This window comes from Staphylococcus chromogenes, from assembly GCF_029024625.1.
In the GTDB taxonomy this organism is placed as follows: Bacteria; Bacillota; Bacilli; order Staphylococcales; family Staphylococcaceae; genus Staphylococcus; species Staphylococcus chromogenes.
In genome coordinates this window covers 527,981-546,521 of record NZ_CP118953.1, presented here as the reverse complement: position 1 = coordinate 546,521, position 18,541 = coordinate 527,981, and the positions used below count along the sequence as shown (strand labels likewise).

Genomic DNA, 18,541 nt, shown 5'->3' with positions numbered 1-18,541 from the left:
CAACCTATCTTTAGGCGCTCGCTTTTTGTTATCAGGATTTTTTAAAAGTACGTTTTAGTGATTTCCACCAACCTTTTTCAAAAGTAAGGACCGCATTTTTATAAGATTTCGTCGCAAAATAGAAGAGCACTACAATCAGTACGAGATGAATCACGATTGCGATAATTCCTTCATATGTTGGCGTTTCAGGAATTGATAAACGTGCAAATGTAACAAATGGTGAGAAAAATGGAACATAACTCGCAACTTTGACAATAATATTGTCTGGGTTCGTAAGCCCACCGATATAGCCTGTATAAAAGCTCGCCAACATGAGCATCGTTAAAGGCATCATCGTTTGCCCAATGTCTTCAATACGTGCCGTCAAGTTGCCGAGAATAGCTGCAAATATCACATAGGCAAAGACACCTATAATTAAGAAAAGGACACCAAAGGTAATTAATCGTAAAATATGAGGCGTGACCACAAAGTCTAAACCTTTTAATGTTTGCGTAAAATCAAACGCGTAAGCACAGATTAAAACCGTGAGGCCTAAAATAAGCAATTGTGTAAGCGCTACAGCAAGAACGCCTAAAATTTTCGCAATAATATGGAGGGAAGGTTTCACACTGGTAATAATCATTTCAGAAACACGGGATGTTTTTTCAGTAGCGACCTCCATGGCGATTTGGTTGGCATAATTAATGATAATAAACATCATCAAAAGACTACCGACCATGACAATAAATGAACTAAACCCCTTTTCATTTTGATTAATGCTTGCCCCTTTCGCATCTTTAACGACATGTGTGTCGATGGTGCTCGGTGTCAGCAATTGCTGTTGTTCATCTTGAGAGAGTCCCAATTTCTCGGCTATTTGTTGAGATTGGAGTTGTGTCAAAATGGTTTGTAGCTCTTTTTGGTCTTGCTCAGACGGTTCAGAGGTTGATTTAATCGTCGCCGATAAACGGTCTCCTTGTGTTTTAATGACATACGCCCGATCAATTTTTTCATCTTTTAAGGCCTTATCAACTTTGGATGGGCTTAATTTTTCATAATGAATCTCTTTATGTAAGCTTTCCCCCATCGATTTCACGTGTTGGTAAACACGGTCATCTTGTGTCACAATTGCGATATTATCGTTGCCTTTATCAAAGAATTGAATGATTTTATCAACATTCGCTAGCCCCACGATGACTAAAATAAAAAGTATCGTTGAAATCATAAAAGCTTTAGACTTTAATTTGTTAAAATACGTCATTTTAAACGTTGCTAAAAACTTACTCATGAATGTCACCCACTTTTTCAATAAAAATTTCTTGAATCGTAGGGTCTAATATTTCAAAATGTCTGACAAACCCTCTTGTTTGGAGTTCTTGATAAATGTGATGTGCCACCTGTTCATTTTCAATCATAAAAAGTGTCCCCTTGGGCGTTATTTTCATTTCGAGAACCCCTGGTAACGTCGCAAGATCTTGTAAATCGTAATCCGCATCTACAATCACACGTTGATAGCCACTTTCACGTTTGACTTGTTGAAGCGGACCTTGCACGACCATTTGGCCACGATTTAAAATGCACACATCATCACATAATTCTTCAATATGTTCCATTCGATGGGAACTAAAAATAATCGTCGTTCCTTGTTGATTAAGGTCAATGACGGCTTTTTTCAACAATTCTACATTGACCGGGTCTAATCCACTAAAAGGCTCATCTAAAATAAGGAGCTGAGGCTCATGTATCATACTTGCGAGAAGTTGTACTTTTTGTTGGTTCCCTTTTGAAAGCGACTCAATTTTTTTATCACGATGTTCTGTAATTTGGAAGCGATCAAGCCAGTAATCAATGGCTTTTTTTATGTCTTTTTTATTCATACCTTTTAAAGTCGCCAAATACGTTAACTCATCGACCACTTTTAATTTTGCATGTAATCCGCGTTCTTCTGGCAAATAACCTATTTCATTATAATTTGAAGTGTTTATTTTATGACCGTTAAAATGAATTTCACCTTCTGATGGCTCAGTTAAACCTAAAATCATACGAAATGTAGTTGTCTTTCCTGCTCCATTACGTCCGAGAAACCCTAACATTTTGCCAGTTTCAAGTTCAAAAGAAATATCTTTAACAGCCGTAACTTGTTGAAATCTCTTGCTGACATTGGATACTTTTAATGACATAAGCAACGCCCTTTCTTCATTTATTAAATTCAGTATACATGACTCCTCATATTTTGACAAATATACTTGTCATAAAGACATGTATATTTTACATAGTCCTCTTCATGATTTTATAAATATAAAAAGCAGAACATCCATCATATCGATTTTTGTTCTGCACGTATCCTTATTGAATGTTTTAATCTTTCATGAAGTTATCTTTTTTTGAGATGATGTATCATCATTTGGATGTAAAGGTTCCTGTGTTTATTGCGTCATGCTTCTTTCATTTGATACACTCTCATTATGCATCTGTCTGTAAGCCCCTGAATAAGGGACATATTTTGGAGACGGTCCATATTTATTTGTCTCTTCTTGGCTATCTAATAAACTGACTACAAATACAAAGATATTTAATCCTAACAAAAGTATTAAAAATATAATTAATACGGGCCATGGAATAAACCCAGTATGGTTTGTAATGGTTGAATGGCCAATCTCTGCTACTTCTGTACGTTTTGTAAAAGCATTGATAATATTATAGATTATGCCAACTGCAAATGAAAGCATCGGTATTAACATCGAAAAGCCACAATCATGGAAGCGTCGAACATTTAAAGCTAAGTTCGGAATAATGGTTGCGAGCACGTACAATGCCAACGCAAATAAAAGAACAACACCTACGACTGGAAGGACGAATAGCGTTAAAACACCTAAAATAAGAAGCGTCAAAGTAATGATGAGATGCCATAAGGCGACCCACCAATATTCGCTACGTCGACTTCTCCCTTTAAAATTCAAATAATTCGTCCAAAATAATTTAAACGCTTCGAGAAAACCAACTTGTTGCGTTACATTCATATCTCATGTCCCCCTAAAGTTGTTATACATTTAAAATCTTAACACAAGTATATTAAACTTTTGTAAAAAAATAAATATTGAATTTCAAAAAACAAAAACGTATTTTAATGATTTTGTAAAAGCACCTTCATTCTTGAAGGACAATCTCTTTTTTCGATACACTAAAGGTAAATATATTTTGGAGGCCAGTTTGATGGATTTTATACAACGCACGACCGAAGAAATTGCGAAAGATTTACTTGGCGTTAAACTGATTTACGAAGATACTCAAACAACTTTTAGTGGATATATCGTTGAAACTGAAGCTTATTTAGGTATTAAAGACCGTGCTGCCCACGGCTTTCAAGGTAAACGCACGCCAAAAGTCAACTCCTTATATCAATTAGGAGGCACGATTTATGGTCATATGATGCACCGTTACTTGCTTATTAATTTTGTCACTCAAGCTGAAGGTACTCCTGAAGGCGTCTTAATTCGTGCGATAGAACCGGAAGACGGCATTGACATCATGAAGAAAAATCGTGGGAAAACAGGTTTCGAAATCACAAATGGTCCTGGAAAATGGACCACTGCCTTAAATATCCCGAGATCTATTGATGGCTCACGTCTTAATGAAGGTCGTCTCAAAATTGATACACGACAGCGTAAATATCCGAGGGAAATTTTGGAAAGTCCGCGTATCGGTATTCCTAACAAAGGTACATGGACTGAGGCGCCATTAAGATATACCGTTAAAGGCAATCCCTTTGTCTCTCATATGCGAAAACGGGACTGTGTCGAACCGAAGGCCACTTGGAAATAATGCACTAAAAAGCGCTCAAAATTCATTAACAAATTGAATTTTGAGCGCTCATTTATTTAAAATATATGCCTATTTATGATGCTTTTTTTGTTTTAAACATTCCCAAATGAATAGATATCACTGTACATAAAATCAAAATCACGGGATAAAATGAAAATTGTAAAACTTCTATATAAGAGACGTGGCCAAATTGTTCTGCCATTAACATCCCACTGTCATGTGGTAAAACCATCAAAGCACATGCGGCAAAGATATCAAGGATACTGGCCATTCGTTTCGGTGCAATGCGCGCCGTTTCACCAATTTCTTTAGCAATAGGTGCTGCAATTAAAATGGCAACAACGTTATTGACTAACGCGGCTGATAATACACCAGATAAAATCCCCATTGAATATTCAGCACTTTTACGTCCGCGGGCTTGTTTTTTCATCGTTTCAACAATCCAATCGATACCCCCATAGTATCGGATGAGCGCAACAAGTCCAGAAATTAAAAATGCGACTAAAAAGATACTGAAGGTCGATTCCATACCTTCTCCGACCTTAGACGTCCATTCAAAAAATTGAATTTTACCTTGAATCATCCCTAAGATACCTGTCATCACAATCCCTGAAAGAAGGACAAGCATCACATTCATTCCTGCAATAGCGGCTATAAGGACAAACAAGTAAGGGATCACATCGATAATATTATAAGATAAATCCCCTTTAACTTTTCCAGTTCCCCCAACGATCGCGTAAATAATAAATGTGATAATCGCTGCTGGAAGTGCAATAAGGAAGTTCGCTCTAAATTTATCTTTCATGTTAGCCCCTACGCCTGTAGTTGCGGCAATCGTTGTATCTGAAATGATGGATAAATTGTCTCCAAAATAAGCCCCTGCAATCACAGCCGCAGCCGCAGCCGCCACATTCAAGTCTGCAGATTGTGCAACCGCAACACCAATCGGTAGAAAGGCTGCTTGTGTTCCTGTGGAAGTTCCCATTGCAGTAGCGACAAAGGCACTCATCGCAAATATTCCAGGTATGAGTAGACTAGGAGGAATAATAGATAAGCCCATATTCACTAACGCATCTTGACCCCCAGAAGCACTCGCTGCACTTGCAAACGCACCTGCAAGAAGTAAAATAAGACCAAGTTCTGCAATTCCAGAGGAACCCGCATTTTCTGTGAATATTTTAACCTTTTTATGCAAAGGGGTACGTCGATCATACGCAAGCCATGCAATTGCAATTGCTATAAAAATAGCGACGTGACGTGGTAATTTATCAAAAGCATCTTTTGCTCCAATAGCAGTAAAATATAAACCAACGCCCACATAAATAACAAGAAACACTACTAAAGGCAATAACGCTAAAGCCCCATAATGTTTCTGACTTCTTAATTCATTTGACATGGGTCATTTCTCCTCAAATCATAGTTTTATGATATGAATTATACACGCTTCTTTAAATTTGACAAGAGTTCTAAGATATAGAACATAAAATATCTTATTTAATAACCCATTTTTTCAAAATAATAAATGTACACTTAGTTAGACACTGCTATTGTTTCTCTCTTTAGCATGAAATCACCTTCGTCATTGCTTGATGTGCTAAAGGTTGTAGAAAGTGCAATTGGATATCATGCATGATGACTTCATCTTGTGTTTCAAGCATTAAAGTTAAATGATGAATATGTGTTTCTTCAATTGAAATCGTGTCCATATCTAAACAATTCGGCGTATCAATATCGATGTCACCTTTTTGCAAGATGTCCCCAAATTGGTCTAACAATTGATAGGTAATTTGAGGTGCACCTTCAATATCTTTGATATGGAGTGTCGGCTGCATGACGCCTAACGTCGGATAAAATTGGCAAAAAATATCAAAATCTTCAATACGATCATAGCCACGTGCGACGATATGCATAGATTCATAAAAATCATGGATTTGAGCTTGTTTATACCAATGAGCTGCTGGAAAACAGATCATTTTTAAGTGATTATGGCCTTCTTGAACAAATGGCGTTACATTTATACGATGATAAGTGTCTTCAGGCTCAATATAAGTCACCATTTGCTCATCAATAAATATGATAGTCGGAAGTTTGATTTCATTGATGATGAGGTGGTAGTCATTAACTCGATTGTAATCATTCACGTGAAAGTGAGATTGCAATGTATAACAACGCGATAACACATCTTGTGATGATTTTGTGACTATAAATGATTGATGCTGTTCTATCGTCCATTGATTCTCGATTGTAATTACTGAAGCGGCTTCTTCTTCGCAAAAAGTATTGAAATATTCGTTTTGATTCATATAAGGTGTAATGTGTCTAGGAGATGTTAAACGATTTTTATCTCTATACTGTTCAATGGTCTTTTTTTCTATATACATAATAATCCTCCAAATAATAACATTACTTATTTTTGTACTTTCATAATTTAGCACACCTTTTTCACTCCGAATATATAATCATCGTCCCAAAATATGGTAAAATGTTTCCATTAAATCAATGAGGTGTCATTCTCATGCAATTATTATGGAAGTTATTTAAAAAAAATCATTTTGAAGCAAATATTGATGAATGCGGCATCGAAGTCGGCATCCCGAATGTCAGTTACTCATATCGCGTCGTTAAACCTGCCGTACTACATATTATTATGTCAGGCACAGGTACATTTACTTACCAAAATCAAAATTACGCGCTTAAAGCTGGAGATTTATTCTTATTACAAGAAGGCATGCAAGTCCACTATGAAGCATCTACGGATGATCCTTGGACATATCACTGGGTTGGATTTAGTGGACATCTGGCCCTCGATTTTTTAGCACGCACGACACTGAAGCACCATCCTGTCGTAGTTAATCAAGATACATCAGATATATCTAAAATTATCTATCAAATTTGCACCCGTGCCATTACCTATGAAACTGCAAATTCAGATGATATTCAGCACATGAGTGATCTCTATCGCTTATTATATTTGCTGACACAATTATGCCCGCAATCATTTGAAAGTGATCAAATCGAAATCTATTCGAATGTACAAGCTGCCGTGAATTATATGAATAGTCACTATATGAAGCCTATTTCGATTGATGATGTGGCACTCCATGCAAAAGTGAGTCGTAGTTATCTTTATAAACTCTTTATCAAATGGATGGATCAGTCTCCTCAACAATATTTAATCTATTTGCGTTTGTACCACGCCTCTCAAATGTTAATGACGTCTTCAAAGTCGATACAAGAAGTGGCCCACGCCGTCGGTTATAATGATGCGCTATTATTTTCAAAAGCTTTTCGTAAACACTTTGATATGCCTCCCTCTACTTACCGCAAAAAGTATAAATAATTTATATTTAGCATAATAGATATTTTACACGTAAAAATATATTAATGTATTTAACACGAATTTAATATAGATTTTCAGGTGAGGTATAGTATAATATAATGACGTGAGCGTTTTAAAGCGCTCTCATTATTTATACGAGGAGGATCACCCAGCATGATTGAATTAAATGAAATATCAACCTTGTGTTTGGCAGTGTTTCTATTATTAATCGGGAACGCCATTGTCAACAGGGTCGCTATATTTAGCCGTTTGAGTATCCCGTCCCCGGTAATTGGTGGTTTAATATTTGCAATCTTAACAGCGATTTTATCTAGCACAGGTATTTTAACTATTAAATTAAATGGAAAGTTTTTCCAAGACTTTTTTATGTTGGCCTTTTTCACAACGATTGGACTAGGCGCTTCATTCAAACTCTTGAAACTTGGTGGAAAAGTCTTAATTGTTTATTGGATTCTTTGTGGTGTCCTTGCAACAATGCAAAACGTCATTGGTGTCTCACTATCTAAAGTCTTAGGTATTGACCCATTGCTTGGCTTAACTGCAGGTGCCATGTCAATGGAAGGTGGACACGGTAATGCCGCTGCATACGGCCAAACGATTCAGTCTTATGGCATTGAATCTGCTGTCACAGCAGCACTTGCTGCAGCAACATTAGGATTAGTGGCTGGCGGCCTTATCGGTGGACCCGTAGTGCGTTATCTCATTAAAAAGCATGACCTCGCTCCAAAGCAATCTGTTGCTGAACAAAAAGATTACTCAGAAATCGAAAAAAATACACATTTACATAAACGTTTTAATTTTTCAGAAATATTTTTCATTCAAATTGCGATTTTATTATTTTGTATGGCCGTTGGAACCTACTTAGGGGATTTATTTACAAATATGACAGGCTTTAGTATCCCACTTTATGTGGTTTCAATGTTTATCGCCGTAATTATCCGTAACATTTCAGAATATGGTAATCTCAACTTAATCGATTTAAAATTCACAAACCATATTGGCGATGTTTCTTTAGGCATATTCTTATCTATTGCACTTATGAGTATTAACATTACTGAAATCTATGAGCTCGCATTACCACTTGTAGCAATTGTAATTTGCCAAATCATTTTTGTCGCGTTATTCTCAATTTTTGTTGTCTTCCGCTTACTCGGTAAAGACTACGATGCGGCTGTTATGATTGGTGGGTTTATCGGTCATGGATTAGGTGCAACACCTAATGCGATGGCAAACTTAGACGCTATTACGAAAAAATTTGGGAACTCACCAAGAGCCTACCTTGTCGTTCCTATCGTAGGTGCCTTTTTAGTAGACTTATTAGGGGTTCCTATTATTACGACATTTATTAACATTTTTAAACCATAAAAAGAGTCTGGCTACACGCCAGATTCTTTTTTTCATTTACTTCCCCTCTAGCTAAAGTGGCAAAAATACAAAAAACTGCCCACAAAGTTGAACTTTGAGGACAGTTTGAAGTCACTTCTAATTTATGATTGTCTTACAATTTCCCAGCCGTAAGGACTATTCAACTGAGACCAATCCGCATCAATTTCTTGACGATTTAAAAGACACGCATCTAATTCTTGTTCAATTTTTTCTTTATCTAAATCAATGCCAATCACTACAAGTTGCGTATGTCGGTCTCCATACTCTGGATCCCAATCCGCACGAACATCTTCACGTTCTTGTAGAATTGCTGCGCGTTCAGCTTTAGGCATGGCTGCCACCCAAAAAGTTACCGGATGAATGTCAACAGCTGTTCCTGCTTGTGATACTAAACAAGCTACTTGATTATACTGCGCGAGCCATGCAATCCCTTTTGCACGGACTACCGTTTCTGGCATATTTTCTAACCAGTGGTTGAAACGTTCAGCGTGAAACGGTAAACGACGTTTGTATACGAATGAAGAAATGCCGTATTCTTCTGTTTCTGGTGTATGTGTCTCATGTCCACCTGCTTCTAATTCTTGTAACCAACCCGCAGATTGACTGGCTTTTTCAAAGTCAAATTTTCCAGTATCTAGCACTTTATCTAATGAAACTTCAGAATTTACAGTGCGAATGATTTCTGCTGAAGGTTGCAATTTGCGTAACATCGCCTCTAAACGGTTCGCATCTTCTTCAGACACGAGGTCAACTTTATTTAAAATGAGCACATCACAAAATTCAATTTGATCAATCAATAAATCAGCAACCGTTCTTTCATCTTCTTCTCCAACAGCTTGATCACGATCTAACAACATATCTCCGGATTGATAGTCATTAATGAATCGATTGGCATCGACCACTGTCACCATCGTATCTAATTGGCAAATTTCGGTTAAATCGATCCCTAACGCTTCATCAACATAAGAAAATGTTTGGGCAACAGGCACTGGCTCAGAAATTCCTGTCGATTCAATGACAATATGATCAATGCCCCCTTTTTTAACGATACGCTCTACCTCTTTTAATAAGTCTTCACGCAATGTACAACAAATGCAGCCATTCGAAAGTTCCACTAATTTTTCATCTGTGCGTGACAGGCCCCCACCTTCAGCAACCAAATCTTTATCAATATTAACTTCACTCATATCATTGACAATAACCGCAATGCGACGTCCTTCACGTTGATTCAATATATGATTTAATAACGTTGTTTTCCCTGATCCAAGATAACCACTTAAGACAGTTACTGGAATTTTATTCATACCTAGACCCTCCACTTTTTAAATCGTAATTATTACGATTTAAAAGTATACGCCACATTATCTCACAATGCAAGACTCTAAATAAAAAAGACAATACACAACAAAGTAAAAAGGCTTTGTCGCATATTGTCTTCTTTTAATACAACTGGCGTTGTTGCATCCAGGATTTAAGATAATCATCTATTACAATTGAAGATTGACGCAATTCATTGATGTCTTTCACACTTAGCAATGTCATTATTTTTTTCATTTGTTCATGAAAGGCATTTAAATAATCGATGCCGGCATCGACGCCTTCTTCTTGAACAATTTGCAATATATTTCGTGACATGCCGATACTTTCGGCTCCTAAACGTAACGCCTTAATCGCATCAAGAGGGTTACGTATACCTCCACTAGCTAAAATATAAATGCGATTATTTAAATTTCGAGCTTCTAAAAGCGAAATGACTGTGGATTGGCCCCAATCTTGCATGTAGGACATATCTTTATTTAAGCGCCGTTCATTTTCAATAGAGGCAAAATTTGTACCGCCTTTGCCACTTACGTCTACGTATGTGACGCCACATTGAATGAGCTGCATAATTGTCTCATAACTCATTCCAAATCCGACTTCTTTAACAATCACAGGTACGTCAACACCGTTAACAATTGCTTCGATTGACTGTAACCAATGTTTAAAGTTATGACTTCCTTCAGGCATGACTAATTCTTGAGGTGCATTGACATGAATTTGTAGTGCATTGGCCTCTATCATTTGAATGGCCCGTTTTGCGTCCTCCAAAGTGATATCTGCACTCACATTGGCCCATACAATACCTTCTGGATTCGCTTGTCTCACGATTTTAAAGGAATGTGCTACCGCTTCATTGTTCAATGCCGCATGCATACTCCCTACTGCCATGGGGATGCCGACTGCTTTTGCAACATGGGCGAGCTTTTGATTGATTTCCATCGTCCATTCAGAACCACCCGTCATGGCATTGATGAACAATGCTTTGGACAAGTTAAAATCTGGAAAGTTCGCACTTAAATCCACGTCATTCATGTCGATATTTGGAATCGCATGATGGACAAAATGAACACGGTCGAAATCCGAAATATTTGAAGTATTTTGTGCCAACGCGAGCTTCACATGTTCATTTTTCCTTACTTCTCTTTGATTGGACACCCCATATCTCCTCCATCATTTCATTGATACTTCAACTATATCATATTTAACGCACTAAGAAATGCATAAAACGAGAATAATAGGTTATGATAAAAGTATTCCATGCATATCCAAGGGGGAACTGTAATGATAAAATATCCAATTTTTTATAAAGATCACGTCCATGAGGCATGGATCGATCGTAACGGCCATATGAACGATGCTGAATATGCACACGTCTTTAGTTTATCCATCGATCATTTTCATGATCAAGTCGGATTAACAAACAGCGAACGAGATGCTAGAAATTATACTGTTTTCACACTTGAAAATCATATTACGTATATTAAAGAATTAAAAAAAGACACACCATTTAAAGTTGAAATTGCTATTTATGATATGGATGAAAAACGAACGCACTTTTTCCAAACTTTATATAATGCCACAACACAAGAAGTTTGTGCTACAGCAGAAACAATGATGATGGGAATGGATCGAAATACTAGAAAACCTGCGCCTTTTCCGGATGATGTTTATGCCCATATTCAAACATATCAAGCTTCACAAGGAGATATCACTTTTCCTGAACAATTAGGCCACACCATTGGCATCCCTAAAAAATAAAACGAACCCAAGCAAAATTTGCTTGGGTTTGTTTTATTTATGCATCTGTCGCGCCACGATTTATCATATCTTGTTTTGTCACAATCGGGTAATTTTTGAAAATGATCGATCCGATAAAGCCCCAAACAGCACCTATAATCGCCATTGCAACTCCATAAATCAACACCGTCATCCAATGATTAAATCCAAACATGACTAAAAATCCTGCAATCGGTGTTGCTGTTCCTGTCGCATCATTAATCATGCCACTCATAGCGATTACCAGTCCAGCAGTGGCCCCACCTAAGAAGTTTGTAATATAGACAGGTATCGGATTGGCCGAGACAATATCCGCTTGTGATAACGGTTCGATACTCACAGAGATTGTTGATTTACGATCTCCTAATTTTAATCGGTGGAATAAAGTCCCGTTCATAAACGCGGAACTAAACGCGGCCATTGCCCCGACAGCCATAGGAACGCCTGTTAATCCTAATAAAGCAGTCAGTGCCATCGAACTAAGGGGCGCCGTGCCGACAACCGTAATAATTCCTCCCAAAATAATACCCATTATGATTGGATTGATATCCATTGAACTTTTAATGATATCTCCAATTTTTACAAGCGTATTATCAACAACTGGGGTTAATCCCATCGCAATAAGTCTTGCGAGCGGTGCAATCACAATAACTGCACCTAAAAGATCAAGGCCATCTGGGACGTATTTTTCTGTATACTTCATTAAATAACCGATAATGTATCCGGCAAAAAAGCCTGGAAGTAAATCCATGCCCCCACATGCAGCTGCAATAACAAGCGCATAAACTGGGGAAACACCAATTGCCAGTGCAGTCAATCCAGCTGCGGCAACCCCACCTAGGCCTCCAGCAGCATCTCCAAGTTGCTCTAAAAATTTTATGCCAAACACTTGGCCCCCCACATATTTATTAAAAGCTTCGACTAAAAATGACGCAATAGCCGCATTCGCTAATGCCCCCATAGCTCTCATGCCACTAGGCGCGCGATATGTAAATAATGTAAAAATAACAAGTACAAGAACTAAAAACAATGTTCCTATCAATAAATCCATAACAATCCCCTTTCCAAAATATCCCATCCCTATGCATAACATAGTCGGGTAAGTGCCCCAGAATATGCTCATAACCAATGAAAACGTTCCGTTATCTTAATATTAACTCCGGAATCAATAATCATTGTTCAATAGTATCACTTCACTCACACATAAAAGGGTCACATGAATTACAATTCTTATTCTACTAAAAAAAATACATGATTGCACGGAACAATCATGTATTGAGATATATTATAATAAAAAATGTTCGTCATTCTATTTTAATTGTTGCGATAGGAATAAGTGGGACGTTTGAACCTTAGCTCAACACTTCCCATTGCCATTAGGGATGTTGGATTGTTTTTCGGATTTGTTTGAGTACTTTTCTAGATTCGACGATTGGATATAACGGAAATGCTGTCACCATATCTTTATATTGATAAAAATGGATGGGTTGCTGTTCTGCTTGAAAATAGGACTCTAATTTCAACATATCTGGATAAAATAGTTCAATGGTTCCCCCAAACATATAAACAGGTGGCAAGCCTCTCACTGGCCCGTAGAGCGGAGACACACGTGGATGTTTAATCTCTAAATCATCCGCCCAAACTTTAGCAATGGCTTGTAAACTTGAAACATTGTGCAGTGGGTCTTTCTTCTGGACTTGTTCTGTAATGTCCGGATTAGAAAGTGATAAATCTAACCACGGAGAAATAAGATAAACTTGACCTGGTAAAGGTAATTCTTGTTCCTTCAAATGTTTTTGAACAAAACTGAGTGCCATATTTGCACCCGAACTGTCTCCCATAATGACAATATTTGAAGGTTCCGTTTCTTTTAATAAACGGCGATAGGCCTGTTCAATCGCTTCATGAGTGTCTCTATAAGTATATTCAGGAGCTTTCGGATAAATAGGAAGCACTACTTCATGTAACGTCTCGTAAGCTAATTTATCCATAAAGCGCCAATGAAAGACAGAAGGCTGAAGCACAAATGTCCCTCCATAAATATATAAAATTTTATTTTTTATATGATGACCAAAATTGAAACGAAAGACTTGCATATCATCGAACATGTCTTTGACGAGATTGGACTTTATATTAATTTGATCCGGTTGTTTATGTTTTTCTTTATTTAATGCTTCTCTCTTTTCTAAAAATGCATCGATTTCAGCTTGTGATTTAAACTTAATATGTCTTTGATGAGATAAATAGCGTCCCATCAAGTTACTCATGACGTAACGTTTCAATTGGATCCCTCACTTTTGCAGTAATAGTTGTGTTATTTTCATTATAATACGTTTTAACTATGAATGCTTTCATAAATTCGAGAAAGTTGTTTTTCAAACTCATCAAATCGAATAAACCGTCCTTGACGATGCACTTCATGAGATTCATAAAAAATCAAATCAACTGGCACAGTAAAAATCGAGAAAGCCCCGGCAATTTCAGGAACTGTATCCGCACTTATCATTCCGATATCTACACCTGGATAATGGTCAATTAAAGCCTCGAGTTGAGGTAAGACCGCATGGCAAACGCTACAAGTCTCTCTATAAATGTGGGCGACAGCTAATGGATGTTCCTCAAGCCAATTTTCTAATTCTGCGACAGATTTTAATTCGTATTTCATAAATTTTCCATCTCCTAAAGATAAAGTTAAACTATGATTTTAGATATGAATATACTATAATATGGGTTGTATTTTGTACGAAAGATTAAACATCGAAACTGAAAGGAGTCATTTATGAAATCTTCACAACCACGCAGTGAAGATTTTGATCAACAATTCAATGATCAACCTCTTCATCGAAACCATCTCTATGCTAAGAAGCGTCGCTCTTGGGTGAGTTTCATTTTAACGCTGATTGCTTTGGCACTCTCAGTCATTTCAGCTTATCACATGTTTTACAATACGCTATTTCAACTTAACTTTTTAGACCAAACTGTGAATTATCATCAATTTAAAGAAGTGATTCAAAATTTAACCCAACAATCGTATATTGATACGAGTGATCTTGAAAATAGTTTAAATATATTACTTACAATGATACATGTCTTTTTTATCCTTGTATTTCTAAATGTTGTTTTAGCTATTTTAACACTCGTCTTTAATCGAACGTTAATCAAAATACTTAACTTCATTATCGCTGTTTGTGCCACGTTGATTCCGGTAGCTATTTTATATATTGTCCGTGAAGCTGCAAAAGAAATGGCGACGAAAGTTGAGCAATATTTAGGCCATATCGATCCTTCCACATTACTTGTTGAAGCGAATGGACTTCATAATGCGATTATTTTTTCTGGCATTGCCACTGCACTCTATTTTATAAGTTTATTCTTTAGAAATCGACGTCCTAAAATGAAATAACGTTAAGGTGAAATAAGACCTAAACTATTGCATTTATTTGTTCATTAATTTATGTAATAAAACTTGTCTGAATCTTATATACTTTCTTAAATGGTATTATAATAGCCATCAAAATTTATCTAAACGTAAATTTTGATGGCTTTCTATTTATAGCTATGATTCAACGCTATCCTTTAATGAACTAAAACGTTGTATTAAGTTTTTATGCATACGCTCCTTCTCATCTTCATTAAAAAAAGGTTCTCTGTCAAATTGGACTGGTCACATTAAATCAAGGAGTAAACTCCTTTTTTGTTGTAAGAGTATAAATTCTTGAACGTTGTTGGTTATTTTAATACTCTTTAAATCAGTAAAACTGAGTCGTAAAATAGATTTTATAACGCTTGTGAATATATAGCATATTTGATTAGTTCCTAAGCCGAGACTTCTGAGGCATCTAGCCGAAACCGAAAATCCATTTTAATATTGAGATTATCTCAATATTAAAATTAGTTGAGGTGAGGCGCCTAGAAAAGCGAGACTTTATGGAACAATCAAATAAATGAAGTTATTTATACATCAGTCCGATTTATTATAGAACCTAAAAAACTGCCTACAACGTCAAAGTTGAAGACAGTTTGTCGAAATATTAAATTTCATGCTGTATGTACTATAACTTAGAAAGACGATAGCGCATTAATGTTTGATAAATATGGTCTAGCATCGTAGCGTCAAATTCCGTATTTGTATCGATACGCCATTGATTAAGTGAGGAAATAATAGCCGTTTGCACGTATCCAAACACTTCATATGGGAAACGTTGGTCTTTAGGTAACTTTTTAATATAAACTTGCACGTCTGTATTGATAGACTGGGTAAAAAATTGAACGAGCAATTTGTAAAAGACGGGATCATCTTCTTGTCGTTTTAATATGTCTCGCATCACAACATTTAATGTTTGTTCCAAACACGAAAAAGGCTCCAACATACGTTTATTTACATCATTATTAAAATAAGGTTTAGTCGTTGCATCAAGCACATGCATCAACAGTTCATTTTTATCTTTGAAATGCTTATAAAAGGTCGTTCTATGTACACTTGCTTCCATACAAATTTGATTAATGGTAATTTTAGAAAATCGTTGCTTTTGTAATAACATGATAAGTACTTCTGTCAATTTGGCAATTGTTTTTTTCACTCGTAAGTCTTGTTTTGGCATCCTAACCAACCCATTTCCCCCTTTGAAAATATATTAATTTTGATTATGAATTTCCTACTATAATTAATAATGCCATTCATTATTTTTTCTCTTAATAACTTCATACATAATTCAACAATCAATCTAATGTGTAGAAAAATTGTGTTTTAATCAACTATTAAAAAAACTAACTTCTCCTATATTAACTGATTCACTAGTATATTTCTAAAGATATGCATGATTATTATTCCCATTTTAGCGATTATCATACGCATTTATTACACTTCAATCATAAAAAAACCCTTAATGTTCTTCACATCAAGGGCTCTTCTATATAAAATATTTCTCATTTTAAATTAACGATACGGTTCATAGTTAACAATTTTTAAATCTTCACCGTCTGCATTTCCCTTTAATAAATAATGACCTTGTTGCACTTGTCCGTTCGTATTTTCATTATTTACGATCACAGAATAAAAATCACCTTGACGACTCACATTCTCCACATTAGACGATTTCAAAGAGGATAAACGGCGTTCTTTTACGCTGTCATTCAATACATCATAATATTGACTCTCTTTCAAAACATAACTTGATACGGGTTTTACTGTGTGATCATCTACAGCGTCATTAAGTGAACTCGTGTATGATTTAAAAAAATCATTAATTTTATTCACAATCGTATCTTCTTGTTCTTTGTTATGGGATTCAATTTCATCTTTATCAAAGGATAACGTAACCGCATTAACGGTTTTTAAATCATTTTTCTTAATGGTTTTTTCTTCCGTTTTAAACGTTTTTCCATGGCTTTCTCCTTCCACTTGAACCGTTAAGTCTTGATTCACTGGAAACGGGCCAAAACCTTGTGCACTTGTGTAAGGAAGACGTTCTCCATTTATGATTATAGTTTTTTTCTCGTCTAATCCGCTCGCATTTTTTAAGTTCACATCAACTTGTGCCGCATCAAAATCTTCCGTCACTGGCATTGTTTCATTATGACTTGATTTAGAGCTAAAGCGTAATTGCCCTTCGAAAGTGCCTCTCTTCGCTTCTTTTTTGGCAGATAAACTGTATTCTCCGGGTATGTAATGACCGAGTGAGACAGTTTGACCTTTTTTGGCAACAACTTTTTTCTCCCGACCATCGGACTCAAAACGATAAGTGGCATCTAAATTGGCTTTTAATTCTGCTTGTTTTGTCGGTGCTTGAAACCCTAAATTATCAAAAATAAAATAACGTCGTCCATTTTTACTGATACGTAAGACGTCAATTTGATCTTTTGTTTTAATATATTGGGCCACAGTGCTATTTTGATCTAAATGTTGAATAGTTTGATGAACTTCTTTGTCAAATTGCGTCATCCCTATTTCTTTTTTAATAAATTGAATATAAGTAGCCGCTTCTTTTCTACCTACTTTATTCGATTTTGAACTTAAAAGGCTCCCAACACGAGAGGCATCATCATTATCAATCGCATTAGTCAATAAGTTTGCTTGTGCTTCAGGAGAATTGTAGTTTCTTAATAATAAAAATAATATGACAAGAAGAATCAAAATAAAACCAACTATGCCGAGCGGAATGATGCGCTTCAACTTGAGTTGCTTCTCTTTCTGTTCGGCTTCTTCTCTTGTTTTAAGCTTTGATACAGACGGTTTCGATGTACTTTTTGAAAATGAAACTTGACATTGACACTGTTTACATCTCATGTCGTCACCTAGTCGGTTGCAATGACAATGCGGACATTGTTCCATTATATGTGGCCACCTCCTCGCTTTAAAAATATTAGAATGTCTATTTTACATGAAATCATTCAATTTAACCTCATGCGAAAGACCGACCTCATACGCTTTGACATTTGTCGTTTGATTACATTTTTCTAAGATGAGATTTTACACGCTCATCAATTTGTGCTAAGACGTCATATGTTTGTTCAATTTGGTCGAGTGGAATATCAAAAAGCATTTCTGAAGCTAAATCCGAAATAATGCGTCGTGATTCTCTCACATATTGAACACCAGCCTCTGTTAAGGAAATATACTTTAAACGCTTGTCATAAGAGTGTTCTAAGTGAACCCATTTTACAAGTTGTAATTCTACCAATTTTTTCACTCGTCGGCTCACTGCTGCTTTATTCACTCCTTGACGTAACGTAATCTCAGTCAACGTCAGTGCCTTATCATGAGAAAGCATCAGTAATACACTCGATTGTTCATTGGATATTCCATATTTATTCCGCAAATCTTTTAATAGCGCTGCGGTGAGGGCATTTAAATTAGTCATAAATTCTCCCATAAATCCAACATGTTTCGCCATTTCTTTGGTCATTCGTTCCACCTCG

The 18,541-nt window shown here is 36.2% G+C and carries 18 protein-coding genes and 1 pseudogene; 6 read left to right on the top strand and 13 right to left on the bottom strand.

All coding sequences use genetic code 11. The features are described from left to right. Positions 1-31: 31 nt before the first annotated feature. From PYW36_RS02380 to PYW36_RS02370, 3 genes are all read right to left on the bottom strand, one after another. A complete protein-coding gene (locus PYW36_RS02380; protein ID WP_037574978.1) occupies positions 32-1,267 on the bottom strand; it encodes an ABC transporter permease in 1,236 nt (411 codons plus the stop codon). Next, a complete protein-coding gene (locus PYW36_RS02375; RefSeq protein WP_037574981.1) occupies positions 1,260-2,159 on the bottom strand; it encodes an ABC transporter ATP-binding protein in 900 nt (299 codons plus the stop codon). Before PYW36_RS02375 ends, PYW36_RS02380 begins: the two co-directional genes overlap by 8 nt. Positions 2,160-2,405: 246 nt before the next feature. Beyond that, positions 2,406-2,999, bottom strand: a complete 594-nt coding sequence (locus PYW36_RS02370) for a DUF805 domain-containing protein (protein WP_103158961.1) — start codon at positions 2,997-2,999, stop codon at positions 2,406-2,408. A gap of 193 nt (positions 3,000-3,192) precedes the next feature. On the opposite strand from PYW36_RS02370, the gene PYW36_RS02365 reads away from it, so the two are divergent. Beyond that, positions 3,193-3,801 carry a DNA-3-methyladenine glycosylase gene (locus tag PYW36_RS02365; protein ID WP_037574983.1) on the top strand — a complete coding sequence of 203 codons (609 nt, stop codon included), beginning with the start codon at positions 3,193-3,195 and terminating at the stop codon, positions 3,799-3,801. Positions 3,802-3,874: 73 nt separating this feature from the next. On the opposite strand, the gene PYW36_RS02360 is transcribed toward PYW36_RS02365, so the two are convergent. Together PYW36_RS02360 and PYW36_RS02355 are read right to left on the bottom strand one after the other, a co-directional pair. After that, the gene (locus tag PYW36_RS02360; protein WP_037574985.1) at positions 3,875-5,197 is read right to left on the bottom strand and encodes a Na+/H+ antiporter NhaC family protein; all 1,323 of its coding nucleotides are present in this window, start codon (positions 5,195-5,197) and stop codon (positions 3,875-3,877) included. Between the two features lie 163 nt (positions 5,198-5,360). After that, positions 5,361-6,182 carry a hypothetical protein gene (locus PYW36_RS02355; protein WP_103158960.1) on the bottom strand — a complete coding sequence of 274 codons (822 nt, stop codon included), beginning with the start codon at positions 6,180-6,182 and terminating at the stop codon, positions 5,361-5,363. Positions 6,183-6,316: 134 nt separating this feature from the next. Here PYW36_RS02355 and PYW36_RS02350 point away from each other — a divergent pair, with 134 nt between their 5' ends. Next, a complete protein-coding gene (locus PYW36_RS02350) occupies positions 6,317-7,141 on the top strand; it encodes an AraC family transcriptional regulator (protein WP_103158959.1) in 825 nt (274 codons plus the stop codon). A 153-nt stretch (positions 7,142-7,294) separates the two neighbouring features. Further along, the gene (gene gltS, locus PYW36_RS02345; protein WP_037574992.1) at positions 7,295-8,506 is read left to right on the top strand and encodes a sodium/glutamate symporter; all 1,212 of its coding nucleotides are present in this window, start codon (positions 7,295-7,297) and stop codon (positions 8,504-8,506) included. A gap of 122 nt (positions 8,507-8,628) precedes the next feature. Here gltS and PYW36_RS02340 read toward each other — a convergent pair whose 3' ends face one another. Both PYW36_RS02340 and fni read right to left on the bottom strand, forming a co-directional pair. Then, entirely contained in the window at positions 8,629-9,831 is a 1,203-nt protein-coding gene (locus tag PYW36_RS02340) for a GTP-binding protein (RefSeq protein ID WP_037574994.1), read from the bottom strand. 136 nt (positions 9,832-9,967) lie between these two features. After that, the gene (gene fni / locus PYW36_RS02335; RefSeq protein ID WP_103158958.1) at positions 9,968-11,002 is read right to left on the bottom strand and encodes a type 2 isopentenyl-diphosphate Delta-isomerase; all 1,035 of its coding nucleotides are present in this window, start codon (positions 11,000-11,002) and stop codon (positions 9,968-9,970) included. A 126-nt stretch (positions 11,003-11,128) separates the two neighbouring features. On the opposite strand from fni, the gene PYW36_RS02330 reads away from it, so the two are divergent. After that, positions 11,129-11,605 carry a thioesterase family protein gene (locus tag PYW36_RS02330; RefSeq protein WP_103158957.1) on the top strand — a complete coding sequence of 159 codons (477 nt, stop codon included), beginning with the start codon at positions 11,129-11,131 and terminating at the stop codon, positions 11,603-11,605. Positions 11,606-11,642: 37 nt separating this feature from the next. On the opposite strand, the gene PYW36_RS02325 is transcribed toward PYW36_RS02330, so the two are convergent. Further along, positions 11,643-12,629 carry a PTS sugar transporter subunit IIC gene (locus tag PYW36_RS02325; protein WP_229717311.1) on the bottom strand — a complete coding sequence of 329 codons (987 nt, stop codon included), beginning with the start codon at positions 12,627-12,629 and terminating at the stop codon, positions 11,643-11,645. On the opposite strand from PYW36_RS02325, the pseudogene PYW36_RS02320 reads away from it, so the two are divergent. Next, a pseudogene (locus PYW36_RS02320) lies at positions 12,583-12,681 on the top strand (hypothetical protein); the annotation flags it as partial. The gene PYW36_RS02325 and the pseudogene PYW36_RS02320 sit on opposite strands and share 47 nt — an antisense overlap. Before the next feature lie 318 nt (positions 12,682-12,999). On the opposite strand, the gene PYW36_RS02315 reads toward PYW36_RS02320, so the two are convergent. Next, positions 13,000-13,905, bottom strand: a complete 906-nt coding sequence (locus tag PYW36_RS02315; RefSeq protein WP_037575000.1) for an alpha/beta hydrolase fold domain-containing protein — start codon at positions 13,903-13,905, stop codon at positions 13,000-13,002. Positions 13,906-13,958: 53 nt separating this feature from the next. Beyond that, positions 13,959-14,288: a thioredoxin family protein gene (locus PYW36_RS02310; RefSeq protein WP_103158956.1), complete on the bottom strand. Its 330-nt coding sequence runs from the start codon at positions 14,286-14,288 to the stop codon at positions 13,959-13,961. Between the two features lie 114 nt (positions 14,289-14,402). Between PYW36_RS02310 and PYW36_RS02305 the strand changes: the two genes are divergently transcribed. Then, complete coding sequence (locus PYW36_RS02305) at positions 14,403-15,026, top strand: hypothetical protein (RefSeq protein ID WP_037575004.1); 624 nt, start codon at positions 14,403-14,405, stop codon at positions 15,024-15,026. A 649-nt stretch (positions 15,027-15,675) separates the two neighbouring features. Here the strand turns inward: PYW36_RS02305 and PYW36_RS02300 are convergent. The 3 genes from PYW36_RS02300 to tcaR form a co-directional block, all read right to left on the bottom strand. Next, a complete protein-coding gene (locus tag PYW36_RS02300) occupies positions 15,676-16,224 on the bottom strand; it encodes a TetR/AcrR family transcriptional regulator (RefSeq protein WP_103158955.1) in 549 nt (182 codons plus the stop codon). Positions 16,225-16,559: 335 nt separating this feature from the next. Further along, the gene (gene tcaA / locus PYW36_RS02295) at positions 16,560-17,954 is read right to left on the bottom strand and encodes a membrane-associated protein TcaA (protein WP_103159515.1); all 1,395 of its coding nucleotides are present in this window, start codon (positions 17,952-17,954) and stop codon (positions 16,560-16,562) included. A gap of 115 nt (positions 17,955-18,069) precedes the next feature. After that, positions 18,070-18,528, bottom strand: coding sequence for a MarR family transcriptional regulator TcaR (gene tcaR / locus PYW36_RS02290; RefSeq protein ID WP_037575010.1), 459 nt, complete (start codon positions 18,526-18,528; stop codon positions 18,070-18,072). Positions 18,529-18,541: the final 13 nt, after the last annotated feature.

Excerpts from the sequence above, each read along its gene's own strand:
- PYW36_RS02305 (WP_037575004.1), top strand. The coding sequence starts at position 14,403 with ATGAAATCTTCACAACCACGCAGTGAAGATTTTGATCAACAATTCAAT.
- PYW36_RS02300 (WP_103158955.1), bottom strand. The coding sequence starts at position 16,224 with ATGCCAAAACAAGACTTACGAGTGAAAAAAACAATTGCCAAATTGACA.
- PYW36_RS02310 (WP_103158956.1), bottom strand. The coding sequence starts at position 14,288 with ATGAAATACGAATTAAAATCTGTCGCAGAATTAGAAAATTGGCTTGAG.
- gltS (WP_037574992.1), top strand. The coding sequence starts at position 7,295 with ATGATTGAATTAAATGAAATATCAACCTTGTGTTTGGCAGTGTTTCTA.
- PYW36_RS02350 (WP_103158959.1), top strand. The coding sequence starts at position 6,317 with ATGCAATTATTATGGAAGTTATTTAAAAAAAATCATTTTGAAGCAAAT.
- PYW36_RS02375 (WP_037574981.1), bottom strand. The coding sequence starts at position 2,159 with ATGTCATTAAAAGTATCCAATGTCAGCAAGAGATTTCAACAAGTTACG.
- tcaR (WP_037575010.1), bottom strand. The coding sequence starts at position 18,528 with ATGACCAAAGAAATGGCGAAACATGTTGGATTTATGGGAGAATTTATG.
- tcaA (WP_103159515.1), bottom strand. The coding sequence starts at position 17,954 with ATGGAACAATGTCCGCATTGTCATTGCAACCGACTAGGTGACGACATG.
- PYW36_RS02370 (WP_103158961.1), bottom strand. The coding sequence starts at position 2,999 with ATGAATGTAACGCAACAAGTTGGTTTTCTCGAAGCGTTTAAATTATTT.
- PYW36_RS02380 (WP_037574978.1), bottom strand. The coding sequence starts at position 1,267 with ATGAGTAAGTTTTTAGCAACGTTTAAAATGACGTATTTTAACAAATTA.
- PYW36_RS02330 (WP_103158957.1), top strand. The coding sequence starts at position 11,129 with ATGATAAAATATCCAATTTTTTATAAAGATCACGTCCATGAGGCATGG.
- PYW36_RS02340 (WP_037574994.1), bottom strand. The coding sequence starts at position 9,831 with ATGAATAAAATTCCAGTAACTGTCTTAAGTGGTTATCTTGGATCAGGG.
- PYW36_RS02355 (WP_103158960.1), bottom strand. The coding sequence starts at position 6,182 with ATGTATATAGAAAAAAAGACCATTGAACAGTATAGAGATAAAAATCGT.
- PYW36_RS02365 (WP_037574983.1), top strand. The coding sequence starts at position 3,193 with ATGGATTTTATACAACGCACGACCGAAGAAATTGCGAAAGATTTACTT.
- PYW36_RS02360 (WP_037574985.1), bottom strand. The coding sequence starts at position 5,197 with ATGTCAAATGAATTAAGAAGTCAGAAACATTATGGGGCTTTAGCGTTA.